Annotated in this window: 19 protein-coding genes and 1 pseudogene; 15 read left to right on the forward strand and 5 right to left on the reverse strand. The window is 71.7% G+C overall.

The features are described from left to right. Positions 1-235: 235 nt before the first annotated feature. The 5 genes from ACXKR8_RS38065 to ACXKR8_RS38085 all read left to right on the forward strand — a co-directional run bounded on the left by ACXKR8_RS38065 (position 236) and on the right by ACXKR8_RS38085 (position 5,307). The gene (locus tag ACXKR8_RS38065) at positions 236-1,423 is read left to right on the forward strand and encodes an MFS transporter (RefSeq protein ID WP_458269103.1); all 1,188 of its coding nucleotides are present in this window, start codon (positions 236-238) and stop codon (positions 1,421-1,423) included. Between the two features lie 129 nt (positions 1,424-1,552). After that, positions 1,553-2,710: a hypothetical protein gene (locus tag ACXKR8_RS38070; protein WP_462099998.1), complete on the forward strand. Its 1,158-nt coding sequence runs from the start codon at positions 1,553-1,555 to the stop codon at positions 2,708-2,710. Further along, positions 2,707-3,126 (forward strand): hypothetical protein, encoded by a 420-nt coding sequence (locus ACXKR8_RS38075; RefSeq protein WP_462099999.1) that lies wholly within the window; start codon positions 2,707-2,709, stop codon positions 3,124-3,126. Before ACXKR8_RS38070 ends, ACXKR8_RS38075 begins: the two co-directional genes overlap by 4 nt. Positions 3,127-3,188: 62 nt before the next feature. Beyond that, a complete protein-coding gene (locus ACXKR8_RS38080) occupies positions 3,189-4,364 on the forward strand; it encodes a serine hydrolase domain-containing protein (protein WP_458269105.1) in 1,176 nt (391 codons plus the stop codon). Positions 4,365-4,389: 25 nt separating this feature from the next. Beyond that, positions 4,390-5,307, forward strand: a complete 918-nt coding sequence (locus ACXKR8_RS38085; protein WP_458269106.1) for a LysR family transcriptional regulator — start codon at positions 4,390-4,392, stop codon at positions 5,305-5,307. A gap of 40 nt (positions 5,308-5,347) precedes the next feature. Here ACXKR8_RS38085 and ACXKR8_RS38090 read toward each other — a convergent pair whose 3' ends face one another. Both ACXKR8_RS38090 and ACXKR8_RS38095 read right to left on the reverse strand, forming a co-directional pair. Beyond that, complete coding sequence (locus ACXKR8_RS38090) at positions 5,348-6,397, reverse strand: hypothetical protein (RefSeq protein WP_458269107.1); 1,050 nt, start codon at positions 6,395-6,397, stop codon at positions 5,348-5,350. Between the two features lie 39 nt (positions 6,398-6,436). Continuing rightward, entirely contained in the window at positions 6,437-7,012 is a 576-nt protein-coding gene (locus ACXKR8_RS38095) for a GNAT family N-acetyltransferase (protein WP_458269108.1), read from the reverse strand. Positions 7,013-7,153: 141 nt separating this feature from the next. Between ACXKR8_RS38095 and ACXKR8_RS38100 the strand changes: the two genes are divergently transcribed. After that, the gene (locus ACXKR8_RS38100; protein ID WP_458269109.1) at positions 7,154-7,714 is read left to right on the forward strand and encodes a hypothetical protein; all 561 of its coding nucleotides are present in this window, start codon (positions 7,154-7,156) and stop codon (positions 7,712-7,714) included. A 37-nt stretch (positions 7,715-7,751) separates the two neighbouring features. On the opposite strand, the gene ACXKR8_RS38105 is transcribed toward ACXKR8_RS38100, so the two are convergent. Further along, on the reverse strand, positions 7,752-8,327 hold the full coding sequence (locus ACXKR8_RS38105; protein ID WP_458269110.1) for an AAA family ATPase: 576 nt from the start codon (positions 8,325-8,327) through the stop codon (positions 7,752-7,754). 194 nt (positions 8,328-8,521) lie between these two features. On the opposite strand from ACXKR8_RS38105, the pseudogene ACXKR8_RS38110 reads away from it, so the two are divergent. Together ACXKR8_RS38110 and ACXKR8_RS38115 are read left to right on the forward strand one after the other, a co-directional pair. Continuing rightward, positions 8,522-8,996 (forward strand): annotated as a pseudogene (locus ACXKR8_RS38110) (DIP1984 family protein). A 414-nt stretch (positions 8,997-9,410) separates the two neighbouring features. Beyond that, on the forward strand, positions 9,411-10,262 hold the full coding sequence (locus tag ACXKR8_RS38115; RefSeq protein ID WP_458269111.1) for a DUF72 domain-containing protein: 852 nt from the start codon (positions 9,411-9,413) through the stop codon (positions 10,260-10,262). A gap of 51 nt (positions 10,263-10,313) precedes the next feature. On the opposite strand, the gene ACXKR8_RS38120 is transcribed toward ACXKR8_RS38115, so the two are convergent. Continuing rightward, positions 10,314-12,056, reverse strand: coding sequence for a choice-of-anchor P family protein (locus tag ACXKR8_RS38120; RefSeq protein WP_458269112.1), 1,743 nt, complete (start codon positions 12,054-12,056; stop codon positions 10,314-10,316). A gap of 284 nt (positions 12,057-12,340) precedes the next feature. On the opposite strand from ACXKR8_RS38120, the gene ACXKR8_RS38125 reads away from it, so the two are divergent. The 7 genes from ACXKR8_RS38125 (at position 12,341) to ACXKR8_RS38155 (ending at position 22,469) form a co-directional block, all read left to right on the forward strand. Beyond that, the gene (locus ACXKR8_RS38125) at positions 12,341-12,934 is read left to right on the forward strand and encodes a TetR family transcriptional regulator (protein ID WP_458275197.1); all 594 of its coding nucleotides are present in this window, start codon (positions 12,341-12,343) and stop codon (positions 12,932-12,934) included. Positions 12,935-13,011: 77 nt separating this feature from the next. After that, positions 13,012-14,544, forward strand: coding sequence for an MFS transporter (locus ACXKR8_RS38130; protein ID WP_458269113.1), 1,533 nt, complete (start codon positions 13,012-13,014; stop codon positions 14,542-14,544). 157 nt (positions 14,545-14,701) lie between these two features. Continuing rightward, positions 14,702-15,673, forward strand: a complete 972-nt coding sequence (locus tag ACXKR8_RS38135; protein WP_458269114.1) for an esterase/lipase family protein — start codon at positions 14,702-14,704, stop codon at positions 15,671-15,673. Positions 15,674-15,732: 59 nt separating this feature from the next. Continuing rightward, a complete protein-coding gene (locus ACXKR8_RS38140; protein WP_458269115.1) occupies positions 15,733-17,733 on the forward strand; it encodes a vWA-MoxR associated conflict system protein in 2,001 nt (666 codons plus the stop codon). After that, positions 17,730-18,692, forward strand: coding sequence for an AAA family ATPase (locus tag ACXKR8_RS38145; protein ID WP_458269116.1), 963 nt, complete (start codon positions 17,730-17,732; stop codon positions 18,690-18,692). The genes ACXKR8_RS38140 and ACXKR8_RS38145 overlap by 4 nt, the downstream gene beginning before the upstream one ends. A 37-nt stretch (positions 18,693-18,729) precedes the next feature. Continuing rightward, complete coding sequence (locus ACXKR8_RS38150; protein WP_462100000.1) at positions 18,730-21,447, forward strand: SAV_2336 N-terminal domain-related protein; 2,718 nt, start codon at positions 18,730-18,732, stop codon at positions 21,445-21,447. 146 nt (positions 21,448-21,593) lie between these two features. Next, complete coding sequence (locus ACXKR8_RS38155; RefSeq protein ID WP_462100001.1) at positions 21,594-22,469, forward strand: TIR-like protein FxsC; 876 nt, start codon at positions 21,594-21,596, stop codon at positions 22,467-22,469. On the opposite strand, the gene ACXKR8_RS38160 is transcribed toward ACXKR8_RS38155, so the two are convergent. Next, positions 22,463-23,170: a maleylpyruvate isomerase family mycothiol-dependent enzyme gene (locus tag ACXKR8_RS38160; RefSeq protein WP_458269118.1), complete on the reverse strand. Its 708-nt coding sequence runs from the start codon at positions 23,168-23,170 to the stop codon at positions 22,463-22,465. The two genes, ACXKR8_RS38155 and ACXKR8_RS38160, sit on opposite strands and share 7 nt — an antisense overlap. Positions 23,171-23,223 lie beyond the last annotated feature (53 nt).

Here is a 23,223-nt window from a genome sequence, read left to right on the forward strand (position 1 = left end):
TCGGGCTGGTTAATTCTTTGGACAAGAAGCCTACCAACAGCCTTCATTCAGTAAATAGCAGCCATTTACTGCGGTAATCCGGGGCGAAGTAAAATTGCTAGTAAAGGACTCAACTTTACGCTCCGAAATCCTTGTCAGGGGTGAATCGGCGGCGGAACACTGCGGGGCCATGACCCTTCGCACCCGTCCATCGGCTCCCCTCCGACGCCCGAGGTCCACGCGCCACCGTCTGCGCGTGTTGCGGCACTCCCGGTTCCGCCGCTTTCTCGTCGGCCGGAGCACGTCGCTGCTCGGCTCCGGGATGAACACGATCGGCACGACCTTCGCCGTACTGCGACTGCCCGGCGGCGGCGTCGACGCTGTCGGCCTGGTGATGGCGGCGCGGATCCTGGCCATCCTGGCCGTGCTCCTGCTGGGCGGCGTGCTCACCGACCGGATCGGCGCCCGGACGGTGATGCTGACGGCCGATCTGCTCCGGTTCGGCGCCCAGGGCGTCCTGGCCGTGCTGCTGCTCACCGGCAGCGCGCGGATCTGGGAAGTGGTCGTCCTGGCCGTCCTGCTCGGAGTGGGGGAGGGCGGCTTCGGTCCGGGCCTGACGGCGCTGGTGCCCGGCCTGGTCCCCGCAGCGGACCTCACCGACGCCAACTCCCTGCTGCAGATCGCCCAAGCGGTCGCCTCGGTGGCGGGCCCGGGCCTGGCCGGCCTGCTCGTCGCTGTCTCCGGGGCCGGCACCGTGGTCGCCGTCGATGCGGCCAGCTACGGTGTCAGCGCCCTGGCCCTGGCCGGGTTGCGGCTGTCACCACCGGTCACCGCCCGCCTCGGGCTGCTCACCGACCTGGGACGCGGCTGGCACGAGTTCACCTCCCGCACCTGGCTGTGGGTCACCACCCTCCACATCGGCCTGTTCAACTTCGTGCTGTGGGCGCCGTTCCTGGTACTGGGACCGACCCTCGCCCAGCAGCGGCTCGGCGGCGCGCGTTCCTGGGGCGTGGTGCTGGCCCTGTACGGAGCCGGATCGATCGGCGGCGGCCTGGCGTTGCTCGGCCGCAACCCGCGGTACGCACTCGCCTGGTCCATGGGCGCCTCGGCGGGCTGGGCCCTGCCCGCCGCCGCCTTGGCCGCGCGGCTGCCGTTGACCTGGGTGGTAGCAGCGGCGGCTCCCGCGGGCGCCGGGGCGGCAGTGTGCGGCACGCTGCTCACCACCGTCACCCAGCGCGAGATCCCGGCCGAGGTCCGCGGCCGCACCAGCGCGTTCAGCAGCCTGGGCGCATTCGCCCTGGGCCCCCTCGGGCTGGCCCTGGCCGGACCAGTCGCGGACGCGGTGGGAGCCGACCGGCTGCTGGCCTTCGGCGCAGCCTGGCAACTGACCGCAGTCCTGGCAGTCCTGGCGGTCCCCTCCATACGCAGACACACCGCAAGGTGACGGCCCAACCTGTCCCCCACGGGGGCCGGGCGCAATCTCGGTGGTGACGCGGCGGCGCGGCCCGATAGCGTGGCCGACCTCGGCTGTGGGAACCGCCCATGCGGGAGCCGCTCAAGGGAGGGAACGGGGTTGACCACGACCAGTGCGTCGAACGGGGGCCTACGCGTTGTCCGCGCTGAGGCGCTGGCTGCGGTGCGCGGAATTCGCGTCCGGGACTTCCCCTCCACCTCCGCCTCCACTCTCATCGCCGCGACCGCGCGTGCCGAGGTCGCCCTGTCGGCGCTGGAGGCGGCTGACGACCTTCGGCGACTTCCGCCGAGTTGGTGGGTCGACTTCGACCAGGATGTCCGCTCGAGCAGTGCGTGGCGGACTCCGGCTCCGGTTCCGGCCGCAGCCACGACCACCGGGCAGAGCCGGCCCCTGTCCGAAGCGTGGCAGTGGGCCTTGGCGGTCTGCGCCGCCGATGGACGCCGCCGAGAGGCCGCTCTGCTGGAGAACCGGTTGCCGCTCGGGCATCCGGTCCTGATGCCGCTGCTGGTGCTGCGCTGCGCGGACTGGGCCGTACCGGTAGGCCGCCGGGCCGAGCGCCGCCTCGCCTCGGCGCTCGCCGCCGCGGCCCCGGTGGATCTGGCCGTGGCCTGCGCGGTGGCCTGGGCCTGCGAGCCGCGCTCCCGCGGGGCGGCGGCCGTCCGCATGGCCACCGACCAGCTGCACGCGGCGGATCCCGCCGTCTGGCAGCACCTGTTCGCGCTGTCGGACCACCGCACCCGCCGCCGTGCCCTCACCGAGGCGCTGCGCCAGCACGCCCTCGGGTCCAGCGAGTTGATCGCGCTCGCTCTGGCCGACCCGGACGTCACCGTCGCCCACGGCGCCGCCGAAAGCGTCCTGCGGCAGAGCGTCCCCTTGGTCGACGCTGCCCTCTCGTCTGCTGCTGAGGCTGTGGTGAACCGGATCCTGGCCGCGCGCATCCCCCGGGTCCGCGCCGCCGCGGTCACCGTGCTGCGCCGCGGCCAGCGCCCTGACCTGGCTGTTCCTCTCCTTCTTGACCGTCCCGCGCTGGTTCGTGAGACCGCTCGCTGGGTGCTGCGCAGCCATGGACAGGACCCCGCCGCGCACTGCCGCGAGCAGATCGCCCGCCCCGGCGCGGTGACGACCGCGGGCGCGGTGAGCGGCCTGGCCGAGTGCGGCGATGCCGCCGACGTCCCTGGCTGCGCACCCAACTGGCCAACTCCGGACCGAAGGCCCGCGCCGCCGCGGTACGCGCCCTGGCCGGCCTGGCCCTGTTGAACGTGGAGGAGCTGCTGGCCCTGCTGGAGCAGGACCCCGCGCCCTCGGTCGGCCGTGCGGCGGTCGCGGCACTCGTGCCCGAGGTCCATCGCATTCCACGGGCCCGGCTGCAGGCATGGCTGTCTCCCGAGCAACGGCCGAAGCTCCGCGCCCACGCGGCCGTACTGCTCCGGGCCACCGACCCGTGGACCCGACTGGAGACGGACCTGCGTCTGCTCACCGACCCGGATCCGGACCTGATCCGTGCCGCCGGTGCGGATCTGCACATCTGGATCGGCCTGACCTCCCTCGGACCTGATGTTCCGTCAGCCGAGCAGGCGGCCCTGGTGGAATCCCTGCTGGCATCGGCCGATGCCGTCCTCAGCGGCCCGGCGCTGCGGCAGCTGCACTTCCGGTTCCCGCGTCACAGCCCGTAGGGCTCGGTCTCCCAGGCATCAACCAGCGTGCCGCCCACCGACCAGGTGGCAGGATGGTTGGTATGACGACCATGGGCGGTGAGGTCGCGGCCGGGTTCGAACCGGTACGTGAGGCGTTCGAGGCGAACTTCGCGACGCACGGGGACATCGGCGCCGCGGTCTGTGTGTACCGGGACGGAAAGCCGGTGGTGGATCTGTGGGGCGGGGTCGCCGACCCCGCCACCGGGCGGCCCTGGGAGCGGGAGACGCTGCAGCTGGTCTACTCGGCGACCAAGGGCGTTACCGCGACCGCCGCGCATCTGCTGGTCCAGCGCGGCGAGTTGGACCTGGACGCGCCAGTGGCCCAGTACTGGCCGGAGTTCGCCGCCAACGGCAAGGCCGGGATCCCGGTGCGCTGGCTGCTGACCCACCAGGCGGGCCTGGCCGCGTTGGACCGACCGGTGCCAGTGGCCGACGCGCTGGCCTGGCAGCCGATGGTGGCCGCGCTGGCCGCCCAGCGGCCGCTGTGGACCCCGGGCACCGCGCACGGCTACCACGGCCGGACCTTCGGCTGGCTGGTCGGCGAGGTGATCCGCCGGGTGTCCGGCCGTACGCCGGGCCGGTTCTTCGCCGAGGAGATCGCCGCCCCGCTCGGCGCGGACTTCTTCATCGGGCTGCCGGCGAGTGAGCGCCACCGGGTCAGCCGGATGGTGTACCAGCAGCCGGATCTGGCGTTCGCCGCCGAGTCGCCGGAGTCGGTGCCCGAGGAGTTCCGCGCGGTGGTGACCGCCATGCTCGACCCGGACTCGCTGAGCAACCGGGCGTTCGCGATCACCGACCCGGCCGAGATGGACTTCAACTCGCCCGAGGTGCAGGCCGCGGAGATCCCGGCCTCCAACGGCATCGGCACCGCGCGCGGACTGGCCCGGATGTACGCCGCGCTGATCGGGGAGGTGGACGGCGTGCGGCTGTTCACGCCGGAGACCCTCGCGTCGGCGACCAGGGAGCAGGCCGCGGGACCGGACCGGGTGATCGTGCTGCCGACCCGGTTCGGCTCCGGATACATGCTGCCCACCGCGACCAACCCGATGACCGGACCGAAGTCCTTCGGCCACCCCGGCCGCGGCGGCTCGCTCGGCTTCGCCGACCCCGAGCATGGCATCGCCTTCGGCTACGTCATGAACCACATCATCGAGGGCGCCGCTCAGGACCTGCGCGCCACGTCACTGGCGGACGCGGTGCGGAAGTCACTGGGCTGACCGACCGGATCGATAGGCTGAGCGCATGGCAGTCTCCCTGCGTCAGCTTGAGTACTTCGTGGCCGTGGTCGACGAGGGATCCTTCACCGCTGCGGCCCAGCTCCTCCATGTCACCCAGCCGGGCCTGTCGCACCAGATCCAGGCCCTGGAGCGGGAGCTCGGCGGCCCGCTGCTGGAGCGGCTGCCGCGCCGGGTCCGGCTGACCCCGGCCGGCCGCACCGTGCTCCCGCACGCGCGGGCCAGCCTGGCCCACGCGGAGCGGGCCAGCAGCGCCGGACGCCGGGCCTCCGGCATCGCCACGGGCGAGCTGCACGTCGGCACGCTCTTCTCGATCAGCACCGGCGTCCTGCCCCGCGCCCTGCGCGACTGGCGCCGGGGCTACCCCGAACTCACGGTCCAGCTGGTCGAGTTCCGCCACAGCGACGACCTCGTCGCGGCCATGGAGGCAGGCAACGCCGACCTCGCGGTCGGCCCGGTCCCGCCCGGCTGGGACGGCCCGATCCGCGAGATCGGCACCGAGGAGTTCGTCATCGCGGCAGCTCCCGACACGGACCTGCCCACCGACACCCACCGCATCCGCATCGCCGACCTGGCCGCCCACGAATGGGTGCACTTCACCCCGCAGAGCGGGCTGTCCGAGATCCTGGACCGGGTCTGCGGCACCGCCGGATTCCAGCCCCGGGTCTCCGTCCGCACCGAGCAGGGCCCCTCCGCGCTCAACCTGGCCCTGGCCGGCGTCGGCATCGCCCTGGTTCCCGGCAACATCGTTCCCCCGCACTTCGAAGGCACCCTGCTGCGCCCCGACCCGCCGGTACGCCGCCCGCTGTCGGTGTACACCAGGGTCCGCCCCGACCCGATCACCGCCGCCTTCGTCGAAGCCATCGCCGACCAGACCCTGGTCACCCCGCCGCACATCCTGCGGAGGCTGCACTTCGAGCAGTGACGCCGGACGAGGCATACGGCCCGGCCTCAGCGGTCCGCTCTCAGCGGCCGTTGGTGCTGGCCGGCGCCACCCCGGCGAACCAGTGCGCGACCTCGTCCGGGGCTAGGACGCGTTCCAGGTCCAGGCTCGCCGGCATGCCCGGGAAGAACCGTCCGGCAGGCCAGCTGCGCCGGTAGGGCGCATCGTCGAGCACCAGCAGGCGTACGCCGTTGACGACCGGTATGTCGCTGGGCGTGCCCTCGTTCCAGACCCACTGTCCGGCAGGCGCCACCAGGTTGAATGATCCGCTGGTCGGCGGACGGTCCTGGGGGGCGACATTGCTGTCCAGGCACAGGGCGACGGCCTGGGCCGTGGGGGCCTCGCCAGGGAGGTGTCGCCCGCCGATGAGCACCCCGCCCAGCAGGGTGTGCAACTGGAAGTTGTCACCGATGCCGCTCATCCGCAGCCCGAAGCCGGTGCGGCTGGGGCGGTGCAGGGCGATCAGCGGCTCCTCGTCGAGGACCAGCAGGGAGTAGACCAGGCACCGGAGTTGCTCCGCCCCGCCGAGCCGTTCGGCCGCCGCGAGGAGGCCGTCGCGCTCCCGGCAGGCCTGCCGGACGGCCTGGTGCGAAAGCATCGCCACGGATGCCCGCTCCCACTGCTCCAGGGAGAACCAGCCGGTGGACAGTCGCTGGAGCTCCGCGTCGGCTGTGTCCCGCAGCAGTGTGTGTGCCTTCGACTCGGGGTCGTGCGGCTCCGGAAGCTCGCCCAGGTCGGCCGCCTCCCAGCGCTCGGCGAACTCGGCCGCGTTCTCCAGTGCCGCCCGCGCCCCGGACAGTACGGGCTCGGCGCACACGACGGGATCCGCACCGCCCTCCACACAGGCGCCGACCATCACGGCGACAATGCCCCGAGGGCCCTCCGGCAGTTGCTCCATCACCGCGGCCAGCCGGGGCCCTGCCTCGGCCCATTCCGCGTCGCGTGGGCGGGACTCGCCCCAGATCGCCTGCTGAAGCGCTTCGAACGCGGCTTGCCGGTTGCTGTCCCGTGCCTCGACGGCTGCGGTGAAGGCGTCGACGCTCTTCCGCAGCGCGGGCTTCCCGAAGATCATGGCGGCACCATATCCGACTGCCGGTAGGTGCGACCAGGGTCATCGGTCGGGCTTGGGCCCGGCCTTCCGCTGCCACCGCTGCTCGCCGTCCTGCCACTGGTCGGTGGGGGTGAGGCCGATGCCGGTGGCCACGGCAGCCGAGGCGAGGTGGTCGGGGTGGATGTGGGCGATTACGGTTGAGGCCCCTGAGGTCTCGCCCTGGCTCAGCAGCCAGGTGGCCAGGGCGTCGGCGGCCTCGGTGGCGATGCCGCGGCCCTGCCAGGGGGTGCCCACCACCCAGGCGATCTCGGCGACGGGGCGGCTGTCGCCCGTCCGGCCGACGGTGGCCTGCACCGTGCCCACCAGGCAGTCTTCCTCGCGCAGCCGGATCACCCAGTTCCACCAGGAGACGTCTGGGTCGGGTGAACCGGCCACCAGCCGCTCATAGCGCGAGCGCAGCGCATCGGGGGTGGCGGGGGAGCCGCCGATGAAGGTGTGCAGCCCAGGGTCGGACAGCACCGCGGCCATCTCCGCGGCGTGCTCGACCGCCAGTGGCAGCAGGTCGAGGCGGCCGGTGCGGAGGGCCTGTGGGGCGCCGGCACCGAAGACATCACGCGGGGAAACCAGTTCGTCCATGATCCGAAGCCTAGGCGGTGGTGCCTGAGGACGTTGGTCCTTCGTTGTCAGGACCAACGCCGCAGGGCGGGTACCGGGAGCCGTTGGAAGATTTTTCCGTGCCCCTGTCGCGGGGGCGCCCCTCGACGAAAAGGTCCCTCCATGCGCAAGCCCCGCCTCCTCGCCGCCATCGCTCTCGCCCTGGCCGCCGTCACCGCGGTGGGCTCCGCGGTGGTCGCCACGCCTGCTTCCGCGGCCGGCTACGACGGCCACTACGGTGACGCCTGGATCGGTGGAAAGTGGGGGCAGGACTACTACACCTACGCCCACCGCAGCGCCGACCTGAAGGTCACCGCCAGCGGCCCGGCCCAGGTCAAGCACGGTGAGGAGTACCTCTACACCGTCGACGTCACCAACCGCGGCAAGGCCTCCGCCACCCGGGTCGGACTGGTGAGCCAGGTTCCCGCGGGCTTCACCTACCTGGCCCACCGGGTCGACCACGGCAGCGCCACCGAGCACCTCGGCGCGACGATCTACGACGGCGGCCGGATCGTCGCCGACTTCGGCACCTTGCGTCCGGGCGAGACCGCCCGCCTGCAGATCGCCGGCACGGCGCCCGGGTTCGGCGGGGGAACGATGAAGCAGCTCAACGACACCTGGACGAGCAGCCCGGAGACGGAGCTGCGCAACAACCACTCCACCGTGGCGACCACCATCCGCTGACCGAAGAGGCCCTCCGGGCAGCCTTGGTGACGCATCGTCAGTCGTCGATTCGAGCCCTGGCCAGGTCGGCGAGGATCAGATCCACGGTCTGGTCCGCGGTCAGGTGGGTGGTGTCCAGCCACAGTCCACGTCGCGGGGTCTCCTGGCGCAGGGTGCGGTCGAGGAGGTCCACGGTCCAGGGGCCGCCGCCGTAGCCGTCCTTGCGACGTGCGGCCTCGCGGTCCGCGACCGCATGCGCGGCGGGGGCCAGCACGACCAGGTAGCGGGGGCGGGTCCGCACCGCGGCGAGAAACTCGTCCAGATGCTCGCCGAGGACGACATCCTGGACGATCACGGTCCATCCGGCCTCCGCGTACAGATCGGCGGTGGCGGCGGACGCCCGGTAGCGCAACCGGAGTTGGCGGGTGGCCTCGGCGGTCGGCGTTGGGGTGAACTCCTCGCGACCCGACACAACCATGCGCCGAAAGCTGTCCCCGCGCAGATGGACCGAACGCGGCAGCCGCTCCGCGAGCAGTTGAGCGACCGTGGACTTCCCCGACGCCATGACCCCCGTGACGAGCACGACCGCGGACGAGAGCTCGCGCGTGGGTTCCTGCTTACGTTCCCGCGCCATGAATCAGACCCCCCGGTTCCCTGCCACGAGCCAACACCCACACGATGTCCGTACCTCGGCCACCTATGGTGCCACGCCCACGCCCACGCCCAGGGCCTGCCCGGCCCGGCCCGGAAACCCGATGCGCCGGCACGGTCCCGACCCGCATACTTGCCCGACGATCACGAGGACGAAGGCGGAGAGGTGATGACGTGGTGAAACTCGCGGAAGCTCTGGCGCAGCGCGCGGATGCGACGCGGCAGGTGGAGCAGTTGCGGGCGCGCGTCGTCAGCAGCGCCCGCTACCAGGAGGGCGAGGTCCCGGCGGAGGACGCGGCCGCAGTTGCTGGTGCGGGCCGGCGAGGCGTTGGACGAGCTGGAAATCCTGATCCGCCGGATCAACCGGACCAACTCCGCCGCGGTGGTCGAGGGCGGCGGCACACTGACCGACGCGCTGGCGCGCCGGGACGTCCTGCGGCTGCGCCACGCGGTGGTCACATCGGCGGCCGACGCCGCAGCGGGGCGCGACCAGCGCGGGATGGGGCGGCAGCTGCGCTCCGAGCTGACAATGCTGTCCGCGCTGCCGGTCGCCGAACTCCGTTCGCAGGCCGACGTCCTGGCCAGGGAGATCCGTGAGGTGGACGTACGCATCCAGCGGACGAACTGGGAGGTCGACCTCGCCGAGGAGTGAACTCACAGCTGGGTGTGGGAGCAGGTAGTCGTCATGGAGGCGTGCACACGCCGCGGGCCGGCGGTTCCTCCGGCCCACTTCTGGCGCGCGGAGAGCAGCGCAGGGGTTCGACTCCCCAATAGACAGTGCAGCTCAGCACCGCGTACAAGTGATCGCGCACAACACACAGCACACCACCACGTGCAGATCCAGACGACGAGGGCGGGAACGGGGCATCCCACACCCCGGTTCAGGTCCGGTGGGACGCGGAAGTCGCTTCCACCGGACCTGACAGTTGTACTCAACCTGCTCCGCCGTAAGGGCGGGCACGGAAACCGGGCAGGACCGGGGCGAGTGACATCAGCGCAGCAGAGTGGGAACTGCAACCGACCGGCTGGGCGACTACGGGGCAGGGACGTCCGTTAGGCTCGGGGTATGAAACTGCACGTCGGGTGCGCGATGTGGGCACACCCCTCCTGGCAGGGGCGGCTGTTGCCGCACCCGCTCGCGCCCCGGGAGCGCTTGCGGGCGTATGCGAGCTGGTGCAACGCGGTGGAGGGCAACACGACCTTCTACGCCACGCCGTCCGCGGACACGGTCAGGTCCTGGGCCGAGCAGACCGGGCCGGACTTCCGGTTCCTGCTCAAGCTTCCCAAGCAGATCACCCATGAGCGCCGGCTGGCCGACACCGACGACCTGCTGCGCGTCTTCCTCGACGTGATGGAGCCGCTCGGCCCGCGGGTGCACGGCCTGTGGGTCCAACTGCCGGCGTCCTTCGGCCCCAACAACCTCGGCGCGCTGGCCGCGTTCCTGCACCGGATGCCGCGCGGGCTCCACTGCACCGTCGAAGTCCGCCACCCCGCGTTCTTCGAGGACCCGCGCTGGGAGCGGCGGTTGGAGGGGGTCCTGGCCGACGTCGGCGCCGAGTGGACGTCCTTCGACACCACCGACCTGTTCGCCACCCCGCCGAGCAGCGAGGCGGAACGGGAGGCGTGGGAGAAGAAGCCCCGGCTGCCGCGCAGGTCCCGCGCGCTCACCGCGCATCCGGTGGTCCGCTACATCGGTCGGGACGACGTGCGGCGCACGGGCGAGAGCTGGCGCCACTGGACCGGCACGGTCGCCGACTGGCTGCGCGAGGGCCGCTCGCCCACGGTGTTCCTGCACACCCCGGACAATGACGAGGCCCTCACCCTCGCCCGGCGGTTCCATGACGAGGTGAGGGCTCTCGTTCCCGAGCTCGAACCGCTGCCCGAACCGGTCCCGGCCGGCCCGCCGACGCTCTTCTGACGGTCGGGCCGACCGGAACTGATCGTGTGTCAGCTAACAGAGCAGAACAGTTCAGCCGACCGGGCAGGTGTCGGTGCTCGTCAGCAGCGCCGCCGTGCTCTGGGCGACGGTGAGGTGGGTGCCGGTCAACAGGGTCAGGGACAGGGCGGTGACGGTGATGCCCCTGCCCCCGGCGACGGGAGTCTGCTGGTTGAGGACCAGCGACCCGACCAACGGCAGGTCGATGGTGGTGTTGGGGGCCGGGTTCGCGGCCACCGCGGCCCCGAGGACCCGCAGATGGGTGAGCACGGTCGACCCCTGGACGCTGACCGGTCCCGGTCCGCCGCTGGTCAGGGCGCTTCGGGCCTGCGCGCTTGTGGTGACCGCGTCGGCGCTGATCACCCCCGCCAGCAGGTTGATCCCCGCGGTCTGGGCGTGGGCGGTGGCGGTGCGGGTGCCGTCGTGGTCGATGGCGCCGGCGGCGTCCGTGGTCACCGCACCGAGGCCGCCGAGGGTGCCGAGACCGGCGCTGACCACGGTGTGGGTGTCGGCGCCGGCCGCGGTGGTGCACTCGTGGGCGGAGGGGTCGACCGGGCCGATGCCCAGCAGCGGTGAGGTGAGCCGGGCGCCGTTGGCGCGGGCGTCGAAGACCGGTGCGGTGAACGTCACCGAGGCGCAGCCGGGCGGGTCGACGCCGACCTGGTCGGTGATCGCCGCGGCGCACAGCTGGTAGCTGGCGTCGGCGCTGGAGGTGACCTGGACGGTGACGGTGCAGGAGCTCTGTCCGGCGGCCAGGTTGCCTCCGACCTGCAGGGTGCTGCCGTCCGGGCCGGGGGTGGCGTGGCCGGTGCCGCAGGTGGTGGTCGCGCCGGGGGCGGCGAGGGAGAGACCGGTGGGCAGGTGGGCGGTGAAGGACCAGCCGTTCTTGGCGGCCAGCTCGCTGGTGTTGGTCAGGGTGAACGTCAGCGCGGCCGGTGCGCCGATCGGCAGCTGCGCGGGCGAGGCGCTCAGGTCGAGCTGCGGGGTGGCGTCCAGGAGTCGGATGTTGTCGATGGCGCCGTCGTTGCCGTTGCCGCTGGCCTGGTCGTTGACCAGGCGGATGCCGGCCGTCGCCCCGCTGAAGAGGACCGAGCCGTTGCTGGCGTAGGTGCCCACCGAGGTTCCGCCGATGACGGCGCCGGGGGTCTGGCAGACGTCGATGGGCGAGGTCGAGGTGGGCAGCGCGGCGCTGCCGTCCAGCAGGAAGAAGGACAGCAGGGGGTGGTTGGTGAAGCAGTTCTGGGCGGCGGCGTCGACCGAGAAGGTCAGGAAGCGGCCGGTGGCGTGCAGCGGGATCGGCTTCACGGTCTGCAGCTCGGTCAGTCCGCCGCCGGGGTCGCCCTGGGTGTAGGCGGTCACGGCGTGGTTGGTGGCCGGGTCGGCGCCGGACCAGGTGCCCAGGGCCGCGGCCATCTGCTTGGTGGCGGACCAGTAGCCGGCGCAGCCGGTGCCGGGCGGCGGGGTGGCGGGCGCCTGCTGGGAGACCAGCAGGCCGTTGCACCCGGTCAGCCAGGCCGGGGCGGCGGTGTAGGTCTCGGCGAGCGGGCCGGTGCCGGTGTAGTCGGTCAGCAGGGTGGGTGTTCCGGCCTGGCCGTTCTCGAAGTCCTCGCTGAAGACGACGGCCGGCGCGCTGGGCGTGCCGGGGTGGCCGGGGGCGTCGGCGTAGGCCGGAGCCACGCCGGTCAGGCCGGTTGCGCCGGTCAGTCCGACCGCGGCCAGTGCCGTCAGCGCGGCGACGGCGGTGGCGGCGCGGCGCAGGCCCGGGAGGTTTCTCATGCTCAGGTGGGTGGAGGAGGACGTCACGAGGGATCCCCTGTTCGTCGGCGGGTCCACGCGTCCGCGCCGGTTCGGGTGCGAGCGGACGGACGCGTTCCTGCTCACCATCCAGGAGCCGTGCCCCGGGCAGACCGGCTTCGCGGATTCCCGGGGCGGCGCACGGAAGCGCAGCGTGCCCGCTCCCGTGCTGCGGCACGCCCCCCGGCTGTGTCATGGTCGGTGGGGTTACAGATTTTGAAATGTGTAACCCATCGGCGTACCGTAGTCCCCATGGACAGTGAACGCTGATGGCCACGGGGACGGCGCTGGACGCCGAGACGATCCTGGCGGCCACCGAGGAGGTGCTGCGCCGCTACGGGCCGGCCAAGGCCACCGTGGTGGACGTGGCACGTGCGCTCGGGGTGAGCCATGCCGCCGTCTACCGGCACTTTCCCTCGAAGTCCGCGCTGCGCGAGGCCGTCACCCGGCGCTGGGCCGCCCGCTCGTACGCCAGTCTCGCGGCAGTCGCGGCCGACACCACGCTGCGCCCGCCGGAGCGACTGCGGGCCTGGCTGAACGCGCTGTTCGCCATCAAGCGGGCGAAGGCCCTCGACGACCCGGAACTCCTGGCCACCTACCGGGTACTGGTGTCCGAGTACAGCGAGGTGATCGCCGAGCACCTCGCCGGACTGGTCGGACAGGTGCGCGGCATCGTCGCCGACGGCATTGCCGGCGGTGACTTCACCGCGCCCGACCTGGACGCGACGGCGCTGGCCGTCTTCGAGGCGGCCACCGCCTACCACCACCCCGCCCATGTGGCCGACTGGCGCCGGGACGGGGTCGAGGACCGCTTCGCGGCGATCTGCGACCTCATCGTCGACGGCCTGCGAGCCCGCTGACCTCTCCCGCAGGGGCACCCGCCCCCCCGCATGAACCAGACCCCGCACCACACGATCGAGACAAGGCAACGCACACCATGACCGACGACGCGATACCCGCTCTGGATCCCAGGCGATGGAGGGCCCTGGCCTTCATCGCGCTGGCGCAGCTGATGGTCGTCCTCGACGGCACCATCGTTAACATCGCCCTCCCGTCAGCGCAGCGCGACCTGGGCATCTCCGACGCCAACCGGCAGTGGGTCGTCACGGCCTACGCGCTGGCGTTCGGCGGCCTGCTGCTGTTCGGCGGCCGCATCTCGGACCGCTGGGGGCGCCGCCGCGCCTTCATGATCGGCCTGATCGGATTCGCCGGGGCCTCCGCCCTGGGCGGCGCCGCGGTGAACACCAGCATGCTGCTGGGCGCCCGCGCGCTGCAGGGCGCGTTCGGCGCCGTCCTCGCCCCGGCGGCGCTCTCGCTGCTGACGGTGATGTTCACCCAGCCGAAGGAGCGGGCCAAGGCCTTCGGCATCTACGGTGCCATCTCCGGTGGTGGCGCGGCGATCGGCCTGATCCTCGGCGGCCTGCTCACCGAGTACGCCAACTGGCGCTGGACCCTCTACGTCAACGTGATCATCGCCGCGATCGCCGTGGCCGGCGCGGTGTTCGAGATCAAGGAGCCGCCGGGCGCCCGGCAGACCACCCGCCTGGACATCCCCGGCATCGTGCTGGCCGGCGCCGGCCTCGCGTCCCTGGTCTACGGCTTCAACAAGGCCGAGTCGGACGGCTGGAGCTCGACCACCACGCTGGGCTTCATCGGCGCGGCCGTGCTGCTGCTCGCGGCTTTCGTGGTGGTGCAGTCCCGTACCAAGGCTCCGCTGCTGCCGCTGCGGGTGGTGCTGGACCGCAACCGCGGTGGCGCGTACCTCACCATCGGCATCTCGGTGGTGGGCATGTTCGGCGCATTCCTGTTCCTCACCTACTACCTCCAGGTGGTCCTCGGCTACAGCCCGGTGACCAGCGGGTTCGCCTTCCTGCCGATGGTCGTCGGGATGATGCTCGGCGCCACCCAGGTCGCGGTCCGGCTGCTGCCGAAGGTCCCCGCGCGGTTCCTGATGGCCCCGGGCGCGTTCATCGCGGCGGGCGCCATGCTCATCCTGACCCAGATCAAGCCGTCCGGCTCCTACCCGACGCATGTGCTGCCCGCGCTGCTGATGCTCGGTTTCGGCATGGGCCTGGTGTTCATGCCCGCCATGAACCTGGCCACGCTCGGCGTGAAGGGCCAGGACGCCGGGGTCGCCTCGGCCATGGTCAGCACGTCGCAGCAGGTCGGCGGCGCCATCGGCACCTCGCTGCTCAGCACCATCGCCAACAGCGCCACCGCCGACTACGCCAAGTCGCATGCGGCGGGCGTCCATTCGGCGGCCGACGCGGCGATGCTGAAGTCGAGCGCCATGGTCCACGGCTTCACTCAGGCCTACTGGGTCGCGGCCGGTCTGCTCGCCCTGGCCGGACTGTCCGCGGCGCTGCTGGTCAACGCCCGTCCGCAGCGGGGCGGCCACGGCGCGGTCGGCCCGGGCAGCGAAGCGGACGCGGACGAGGCAGGCGCGGTGACCCCGACCCTGGCCCACTGACCCTGGCCCACTGACGCCGGCCTACTGACGCCGGCCTACTGACGCCGGGCCGCTCAACTCGGCCCACTTAAGCGCTATTTCCGGGATTGTCCTGTTCCGTTTCTCCGCGCAGGGCTAGAGTTGCCGGGGCGTTGCAGGGGGCGCTACAGGGGGCGGGATGAACGGGGCGGACAAGTCTCAGCTGGTTTTTGTGCACGGCATCGGCGGCGTACGGGATGCCCGGCAGGAGTGCCGCGCCTGGGTGGAGGCCCTGGCCGACGGCGCACGGCGGGCCGGACACGCCGATGCCGTGTCCGGCCTGACCCAGGGCTGGTTGGCGGACATCCGATTCGCGGACTACAGCGACCTGTTCGTCTCCCGGGGAGCCCAGGGCCCCGACGCCGAGGACCTCGGGGACGAACAAGTCGCGTTTCTGGACGCGCTGGTACGGGAGGCGATCGATGAACTCGGCCGCCAGGCCGAGGAACGGGGAGACCGGCGCACCCTGCTCGTCCTCGACGACGCGCGGATCCAGTTACCCGGTGCGGATGGTGAGTTGCAGGGGGCCCTGGAGCCGCTCCGGGTCCTCGGCAATGTCCTGACCACCGTGCTGCAGATCCCCGGACTCCGACAGGCCGCCCAGTGGGCCGGCAGTCGGTCCCTGCTCGGCCAACTGTCCCAGGTGGGACGCTATTTGGACCGGGCCGGGGTGGACGACAGCGGGCAGACTCTGGACGCGCGGATACGGGCGCGGGTGCTGGAGGCGGTGGATCCTAGCCGTCCCCTGGTGGTGGTGGCGCATTCGCTCGGAACAGTGGTGGCGTTCGAGGCCCTGCACGGCTATGACGGCCCGGTGCGGCTCCTGGTGACCCTGGGATCGCCGCTGGCGACCGGCACGGCGGTGCTGCCGCGGGTGCGACCGAAACCGCCGTGCACCCCGGAGTCGGTCCAGCGGTGGCTGAACTTCTGGGACCGGGACGACCTCGTCGTCGCGCGCCCGCGGGTGCACAAGTGGATGTCGGCCAATGCGTCCGGGGTGGCACCGGTGACGGAGCGGGTGGACTCCGACGGGGTGTGGGTGCACACCGCGACCAAGTACCTGCGGCAGTCGGATGTGGCCGGCCCCGTCGTCGAGGCGCTGCGCACGTGAGGAGTGGACCGGCGCGGCATGTCCTGGTGCTGGCCGCCCAGTGCCAGGAGGCGGGTCCGTTGGCAAAGTTGGAGCGGGCGGCGGAAGCGCTGCACGCCGTACTGACCAGCCCGGCGCTGGGCCAGTGCCTGGCCCGGGAAGGTGAACACCCGTCCCTGCTGGTGAGTTCGGAGCTGGAGCCCGAGGACGTCCGCAAGGCCGTGAAGGAGGCGGTACGGCAGGCCAGGGCGGACAACGCCGTCCTGGTGGTCGCGTTCCTGGGCCACGGGTTCACCACACCGCAGCAGACCGAGCTGTACTTCATGGTTCGCGATTCCACCGATCAGAGCACCATGTCGGCGGTCAATGTCGGGCAGTTGCTGTCCGAGGCAGCCGACGAGCCCGGCCTGGAAGGGGTGATAGCCCTGGTCGACACCTGCCGTGCGGCAGGCGCGGTACCGGACGGCGGCCGGCTCGCGGGCGGAATCCGCGGAGGCCGCACCAGACTGAGCGTGCTGACCGCCGCCGCCGATCAGCCGGCCCGCGACATGTCGCTGACCTTCGCCCTCGTCGAGATCCTGCGGCAGGGACTCCCCGAAGCCGGCTCGCTGCTGTACGTCGGCCAGCTGCTCACCGACTCCCTGCGCGCCAGGGTCAAGGGCCAGGTGGTCGGCCGGGCCGAGTACGACAACGATCCGTACGCCCTGGAAGGCATGTGGCTGGCCCGCAACCCGCGCCACATCGGCGGGAACCGCAACGAGGCGGTGGGACGGCTGGGTCGGGATTCACTGCGGCAGGCCGTGGAGATGTGGCGGGGAAAGGACCAACTGCCCGAGCGCTGGACCCACGCGGCGCTGGTCGAACTCCAGGAGTTCGCCCGAACCGGCCAGGTGGGGGAGGAGAGCGACCCGCACTGGCGCGGCCGGGTGGACGACGTGGTGACCGCGCTGCTGGAGTGCGCCCGCACCACTGAGGTGCTCAACGGCCTGCTGGCTGACGTCCTGACCAGCGAACTGCTGCGCAGCGCAGGGCGGTTGGCCGACTTCCCGATCGAGGCGGAGGGCGCGGCACTGCTGCGGAACCTGCTGGAGCACGCCACCCTGGGCGACCCGCTGGTCGTGGACACCGCCTCGCCCTGGCGCGGTCTGGCCCGGCTGGTGGCCGCCCTCGTCCACACGGCCGGGCTCGACCGGCAGGACGCCCGGCTGCGGGAGTGGGTCCGCCGACTGCAGCTGACCACCGAATTCAACGACGCCCTGGCCGAGTTCACCCAGCGGCAGCAGCAGCGGAGTCTGCGCCTGGTGATCAGCCTGGCCGCCGCCTGGACCGGCTGGCCCGAGGAGGTGGACGCCTGGCTGGTGCGCGGCGGCTCGGCGCTGCCCCTGCAAAAGCAGTTCCGCTGTGAACCCGCGGACCGCAAGGGTGCGGAGAAGGCCATCGGAAAGGCCCTGACCTGGGCCCGGAGTCAACTCCCGGCTCCGGATCTGCTGCGGAACGTGGACGTGGCCGCGCCCGCCCATCTGCTGGCGCAGTGGCAGCCCGAGGAGGCCAAGGTGAGCCGCGACTTCATCCTCGGGAACCGGCGCACCGTCGTCGCCCGCTGGAGCGGACGGCTGGATCCCGGCAACGCCGAGATCAATGACGCCGCCCGCGAAGCGCTCCGGGTCATGGGCGCCTGCGGCACGGTACGGGTGGACTGGGTCACCGCGGCCACCCTGCGGGACCGGCCGGCCCTGGAACGCAGCCTCATGGCCGGCCGGTACGCGGCGGCGCTCGGCGTCGACCACCACCCCGAGGACCTGCAGGAGCTGCTGGAACTGCTGCTCCCGTACATGCCGATCATCCTGTGGCCGCGCGCCGACGCCCTCCCCCTGGACGGCCGGCTCCAGGCCCTGGTGCGCCAGCACTGGAACGAGCTGCCCGACGGTTTCGCCACCGCCTACAGCGACCGCTGGGTGGAGGGCGCCGGCTACCCGACCGGGCTCGGCGACATCCGCGCCGTGTGGCACGACGAGGCCTGGCTGGAGTTCTGCCGCCCGTTCGAGAACCGTGTGGTAACAGCCCCCGAGGAGGACCTGTGACCTGGAATCCGTACTACCGTGGCGACGGCGAGCAGCGGCGGATCCCGTTGGCCGAACCACCGCCGTGGCGGACCTTCCCCCGTGCCCCGCAGCACCGGCAGTACCAGCCACCGCGGGGCCTGGTCGACGCGGTCAACGCCGCTCTGTATCTGCGCCGCCCGCTCCTGGTCACCGGACCGGCCGGGTCGGGGAAGTCCACCGTGATCGAGCAGGTGGCCCACGAGCTCGATCTGGGCTCGGTGCTGCGCTGGCACATCACCTCCCACAGCACCCTCACCGAGGCCCTGTACCGGTACGACGCGCTGGGCCGCATCCATGCCCAGAACCTGCAGGCCGCGGCGACCGGCCGCCGTCCCGGCGGGCGCTCGAACCGCAACCACAGCCGTGACGACATCGCCCCGTTCCTGCAACTCGGCCCGCTGGGCACCGCCCTGCTGCCGTCGGACCGGCCCCGGGCGCTGCTCATCGACGAGGTGGACAAGAGCGACCTGGACCTGCCCAGCGACCTGCTGGAGGCCCTGGAGCGCGGCGAGTTCGAGATTCCCGAGCTGGTCCGCTACCGGCGTCCCAAGGTCAGGATCCGGGAGTGGGACAGCCGGAGCGAGCACCTGGTCGAGCACGGTCGGATCCAGTGCACGCAGTTCCCCTTCATCGTCCTGACCAGCAACGGCGAGCGGGACTTCCCCCCGGCCTTTCTGCGCCGGTGCATCCGCTTCCGGATGCCCGCGCTCACCAAGGAACTGCTGCGGGACATCGTCGAGGCGCATTTCGACCGCACTCCGGGGGAGCAGGCCCAGACACTGATCGATGAGTTCTTCGACCTGGTGGCCCATGGCGACCACCTCGCCGTCGACCAGCTCCTCAACGCGGTGGCTCTGCTCACCGGCGACCAGGCGCCCGAAGGAGAGCAGTACACCGACCTCCACGAACTGCTCCTGCGCGAGCTCTCCCGTGCCTGACTCGTCCGCGCCTGACTCTCCTGTGTCCGACTCGTCCGTGCCTGACTCGTTGCACCGGCTGCTGACCGCGCTGAGCAAGGTGCTGCCGAGCGGTACCGACCCGCGTACCCTCGCCGACGCCCTGTGGCTGGCGGCCGCCCGCACCACGACCGACGACGCGGACGGCCGGCACCCGGCCCCCGGCCAGGCGGACGACGGACGTGAAGGCACGGCTTCTGCGGAGCAGCGGGCCGGGGACGGGGTTCGCAACTCCGACGGTACGGACGGCGCCTCGGTCTTCATCCGCGGTCCGGAGGGCGCCAACCGGGTGCGTGGCACGGCGCTGTCCCTGGGACGCGGCGATCCACTGCCTGACGCCCTGGCCCTCGGCCGGGCACTGCAGCCGTTCCGGCGGGCGTGGCGCCGCGGCAGCCGGACCCGCCTGGACATCGACGCCACCGTGGACCACTACGCCCGGGGCGGCCCGCTGGTGCCGCTGTTCTCCCCGGCTCCGGAGCCCTGGTTCGAAACCGTCGTGGTGGTGGACGGGTCGCTGTCGATGAGCGTCTGGGAGGAGACCGCGCGCGCCCTGACCGGCCTGCTCAGCGGCCTGGGAGCCTTCCGCGCCGTGCACACCTGGCGCCTGGAGTGGCCGGACGGCCGGCCGCGGATCCTCGACCACCAGGGGAGCGTGGTGCCCGACGACCGCGCCCCCCACCACGGCAGCGGTGCGCACGGGCGCCGGCTGATCCTGGTGGTCTCCGACTGCGCCGCCCGCGGCTGGCAGCAACCGGGGCCGTGGCAGATGCTGACGGACTGGGGCCGGCAGGTTCCGGTGGCCCTCATCAACCCGCTGCCGCAGCGGCTGTGGCGCCGTTCCGCCCTCGACCTGCCGGCCGTGCGCACCACCGCTCCCCAGGCCGGCGTACGCAACAGCGTGCTGCGCCACCGCCCTCCCGCGCGACACCGGCTCCCGGCAGGGGGTGTGGACCCGCGCCGCCCGTGGCAGGCGCTGCCGGTCGTCTCGTTCACCCCCCATTCCCTGAGCACCTGGGCCCGGGCCCTGATGCGCGCGGACCCGAACGGCTGCGACGCCGTCCTGATCCCCGCCACCGGGCGGCTCCCCGGCGCGGTCCCCGCCCGCGCCGGCGGTCCGACCACCGTCGACGACGCCGCGGTCCTCGCCGACGCCTTCCTCCGGACCGCCTCCGGTCCGGCCGCGCGGCTGGCGGTGCTGTGCTCCGACCTGCCCGAGATCACCCTGCCGCTGCTCCATGTGCTGCGCGACCAGGCCGTCCCCGAGGCCCAGCTCACCGACCTCGCGGAGCTGCTCACCAGCGGGCTGCTGGTCGTCACCCGTGCCCCCGGGCAGGATCCGGTGATGGCGTTCCATGCCGCCGCGCGCGACCGACTGCGGAGCTACCTGACCACGTACGACGCCTGGCAGACGCTGCGAGCCCTCAGCCGTCACCTTGCTCTCGACCCCTATGCGCCCCACGGCATGGCCGCCGTTCTGCACGACGACCGAGCCGTCACCGAACTCCCGGCCCAGATCCGCCCCTTCGCACTCGCCGCCTCCGCCACCCGGCGACTCCTCGGCATCCCCGGCGTTTCTGACAGGCCTGGTGTTTCTGACAGGCCCGGCGGACGCGACGACGCGGGTCCGGAAGCATCTGTGCGGCCGATACCAGGGCTGCCGGAGCCGGTCACGCCGGCCGGCGGCGCCACCCGTTCCTCTGCCCTTCCGGGTTACGCGGGATCTGGCCCCGAGATCGAGCATGGACTGCCCTTCATCGGCCGCACGGCCGAACTCGCCGACCTGACTGAATGGCGTGACGATCCGTCAAGAAGCGGCGTCTCTGTCCAGCTGGTGTACGGGGCTGCTGGAGAGGGCAAGACCCGGCTGGCTGCCGAATTCGTCGAACTGAGCCGACAGATCGGTTGGACCGTACGTCAGTTGACCGAAGCTTCAGCACAGTTCATCGATGTCAGAGAGCGCGCCCTGCTCGTGGTGGACGACGCCGAGCGATGGCCGACCTCCACTCTGCAGGCATTCCTCGAACCGTTCCTGCGCCAAGGGCACGACCGTCCGGCCCGAGTTCTGCTGATGGCACGTCAGTCTGGGCCCTGGTGGCAGGAATTCAACCACTGGCTCGGCGGGCTCGGCGTTCCCTTCCGGACCACTCTCCTGAGACCCCTGGCCACCAACTCCTCCACACGAACCGCGCTCTTCCGCCGGGCACGCGACTACTTCGCCAACTCCCTGGGCCTGCCCCCTGCGCTGGCCCACCGCATCGATCCGCCCCTGTCCCTGGTGCAGGACTCGGCCGATACCCGAGCCGCAGAGCTGCTTTCGGTCGCCCTGGGTGCCGTGGTTGCCCAGTTGGGGCAGGGTAGCGCCGGCAGCGACCGCGGGATCGTAGAGGTCGAGCAGACCCATCCGATGTCCTCCACAAGCAGTGGAACCGTGCACCTGGGGACCGGCCTGGCACTGGGCCCCCGCCTGATCCTCACCGCTGCACCCCAGTCCATTTCGGCGGACGGGTTTTTCACCGCAAGGATCCGCAGCGCACGAGGTGGTGGGGCCGCAGGCGGCTGGATCGACTCCCATCTCCTGTGGACCGACCCCACCCGCGACGCTGCCCTTCTGAGGACTGAAGCAGACATCCCAGGCCTGGCCACGCCACCCCTTTGGGGCGGGGGACGGGGTCCCAACCCCTCGGCCCATGCGAACTCATCGGCTTTCCGTTCCTCTCGCCCGAAGGGATGCATCTGACAGGCAACCTGACCGCCCGGGGCACCCGCGGACGATTCGAGTTCGACGTTCAAAGCCAATCGCCAGAGCCAGGCTCGCCTGGAGGCTCTCGTTGGCCGGGACTCTCTGGGGCGCCTGTCTTCTTCCAGGAACACCTGATCGGCATCGTGACCAGAACAGAACGGGATGATTCGCTTCCGGTGGTCGCGATCAGTGAACTGGTCAGCGATCCGACATTCACCACCCTCATCGGCGGACATCTCGGCCAGGAACCCCGGCTCGAATCCCTCCCTCTCGCCGGCTCCGTCGCGGAGCCGGTGTCGTCACCGCTACGCGCGGCCCCGGAGGCAGGTCGGTCAAGTCCCTTGCCGGCCCCGGCTTTCATGCTCAGCTATGCGCGCCCCGTGCGCGGGGCGGGAGCCGATACCGGGCCCATCCGGAAGTTCCACGACGACCTCTTCGAGGAGCTCGGTTACCTCGCCCCGAGGATCCAACAGGGCAGAGCCCTCGGCTTCGACCAGGAGATGCCCCTCGGCACTGACTGGCAGCGCCGGTTGGCCTACGATCTGGCCCACTGTCGTTCCCTGGTACCGCTGGTGTCCACGCCGTTCTTCGACAGTGAGTGGTGTGGCAAGGAGTGGTCGGTCTTCACCCAGCGCCGGGTGGTGACCCGCCCGCCCGTGCCGCAGGACGCGCATGCGGTGGTACCGGTCATTTGGGTACCTGTCCCGCCGGAGAGGATGCATCCAGTCGTCCAGCGACTGCAGTACACCAATCAGAATCTGCCGACCTCCTACGTCCGGGACGGCCTGCTCGCGCTGAGTAGACGCGACGGCCGCAACAGTCGCGACTACCGGCGGGTCGTCAACGGCATCGCCACGCGCATCGCCGAATTGATACAGCACAGCACCGTCGAGCCCGGCAGGGTGGTGAACCTGGACACCGCCCCCAACGCCTTCCTGGAGGCGAAGGGACACCCGGACTGGTCGGGTGTGCGGTTCTGGCACGAAGAGGAGGGCTCAGAGATTGGTGACGGTCAATAGAGGAAGGGTGGCTGGGGCAGTGCCGCACCGTCCTGCACGATCAGGTCAGCACCTGGGGAACGGCGTCCCATCAGCCAGGCCAGAAGTGAGCTTCTCGGGCCGTGGATCACTGCTGCCGACCGCACGTTGCCGATGTCGTACCAGGAGTCGGTGTCGGTGTCAGTGGCATGCAACCTCATGGCAGGAGCATCGGCGCGTGCGTTGAACGACGCGACCACCCGGCCCAGCATGCCGTGGACGAAGTCGTCCGGCCACTGCGCGGGCGTGTAGCCGGCGTCCAGATCGACATGGTGGATCACCACCTCGCACAGCCGGGAATCGGCGGCCCGTGCCGCAGGATGCTGCTGCCCCCGAGTCCAGCGCACTGTCCGACTCCACGTCACGGGTGTCATCCGCCGGTACTCCGCGGCGAATTGAGCCGCGCTGTCGCGCAGGTCGGCCACGAGTGCGCCGACGCCGCGACCCGCACCCGTCTCGATCTGTTCGTCCCGGGCTGCCAGGCTCGGATACTCCGGCGTCTCCACCCCGGTCCTGGCCCAGGTCAGCAGATGCCGCCCGCCATCGGCGTTGCGGGCCAGGTGCGTCAGGACATGCCCCCGTGACCAGCCCGGCAGCAGCGACGGTTCACGCACCTCGGCGTCGGTGAGCCGCGCTGCCGTCCGAAGCACCTGCGCGGTCGCAGCCTCGATCTGCTCGAGCATGCCCGCAGGGTCAAAGCCTGAGGAGCCGTCCCGCGTGGCGCCGTCGTCATTCA

The sequence above is a fragment of the Streptacidiphilus sp. PAMC 29251 genome (assembly GCF_054208735.2).

Excerpts from the sequence above, each read along its gene's own strand:
- ACXKR8_RS38080 (WP_458269105.1), top strand. The coding sequence starts at position 3,189 with ATGACGACCATGGGCGGTGAGGTCGCGGCCGGGTTCGAACCGGTACGT.
- ACXKR8_RS38085 (WP_458269106.1), top strand. The coding sequence starts at position 4,390 with ATGGCAGTCTCCCTGCGTCAGCTTGAGTACTTCGTGGCCGTGGTCGAC.
- ACXKR8_RS38090 (WP_458269107.1), bottom strand. The coding sequence starts at position 6,397 with ATGATCTTCGGGAAGCCCGCGCTGCGGAAGAGCGTCGACGCCTTCACC.
- ACXKR8_RS38095 (WP_458269108.1), bottom strand. The coding sequence starts at position 7,012 with ATGGACGAACTGGTTTCCCCGCGTGATGTCTTCGGTGCCGGCGCCCCA.
- ACXKR8_RS38100 (WP_458269109.1), top strand. The coding sequence starts at position 7,154 with ATGCGCAAGCCCCGCCTCCTCGCCGCCATCGCTCTCGCCCTGGCCGCC.
- ACXKR8_RS38105 (WP_458269110.1), bottom strand. The coding sequence starts at position 8,327 with ATGGCGCGGGAACGTAAGCAGGAACCCACGCGCGAGCTCTCGTCCGCG.
- ACXKR8_RS38115 (WP_458269111.1), top strand. The coding sequence starts at position 9,411 with ATGAAACTGCACGTCGGGTGCGCGATGTGGGCACACCCCTCCTGGCAG.
- ACXKR8_RS38120 (WP_458269112.1), bottom strand. The coding sequence starts at position 12,056 with ATGAGAAACCTCCCGGGCCTGCGCCGCGCCGCCACCGCCGTCGCCGCG.
- ACXKR8_RS38130 (WP_458269113.1), top strand. The coding sequence starts at position 13,012 with ATGACCGACGACGCGATACCCGCTCTGGATCCCAGGCGATGGAGGGCC.
- ACXKR8_RS38135 (WP_458269114.1), top strand. The coding sequence starts at position 14,702 with ATGAACGGGGCGGACAAGTCTCAGCTGGTTTTTGTGCACGGCATCGGC.
- ACXKR8_RS38160 (WP_458269118.1), bottom strand. The coding sequence starts at position 23,170 with ATGCTCGAGCAGATCGAGGCTGCGACCGCGCAGGTGCTTCGGACGGCA.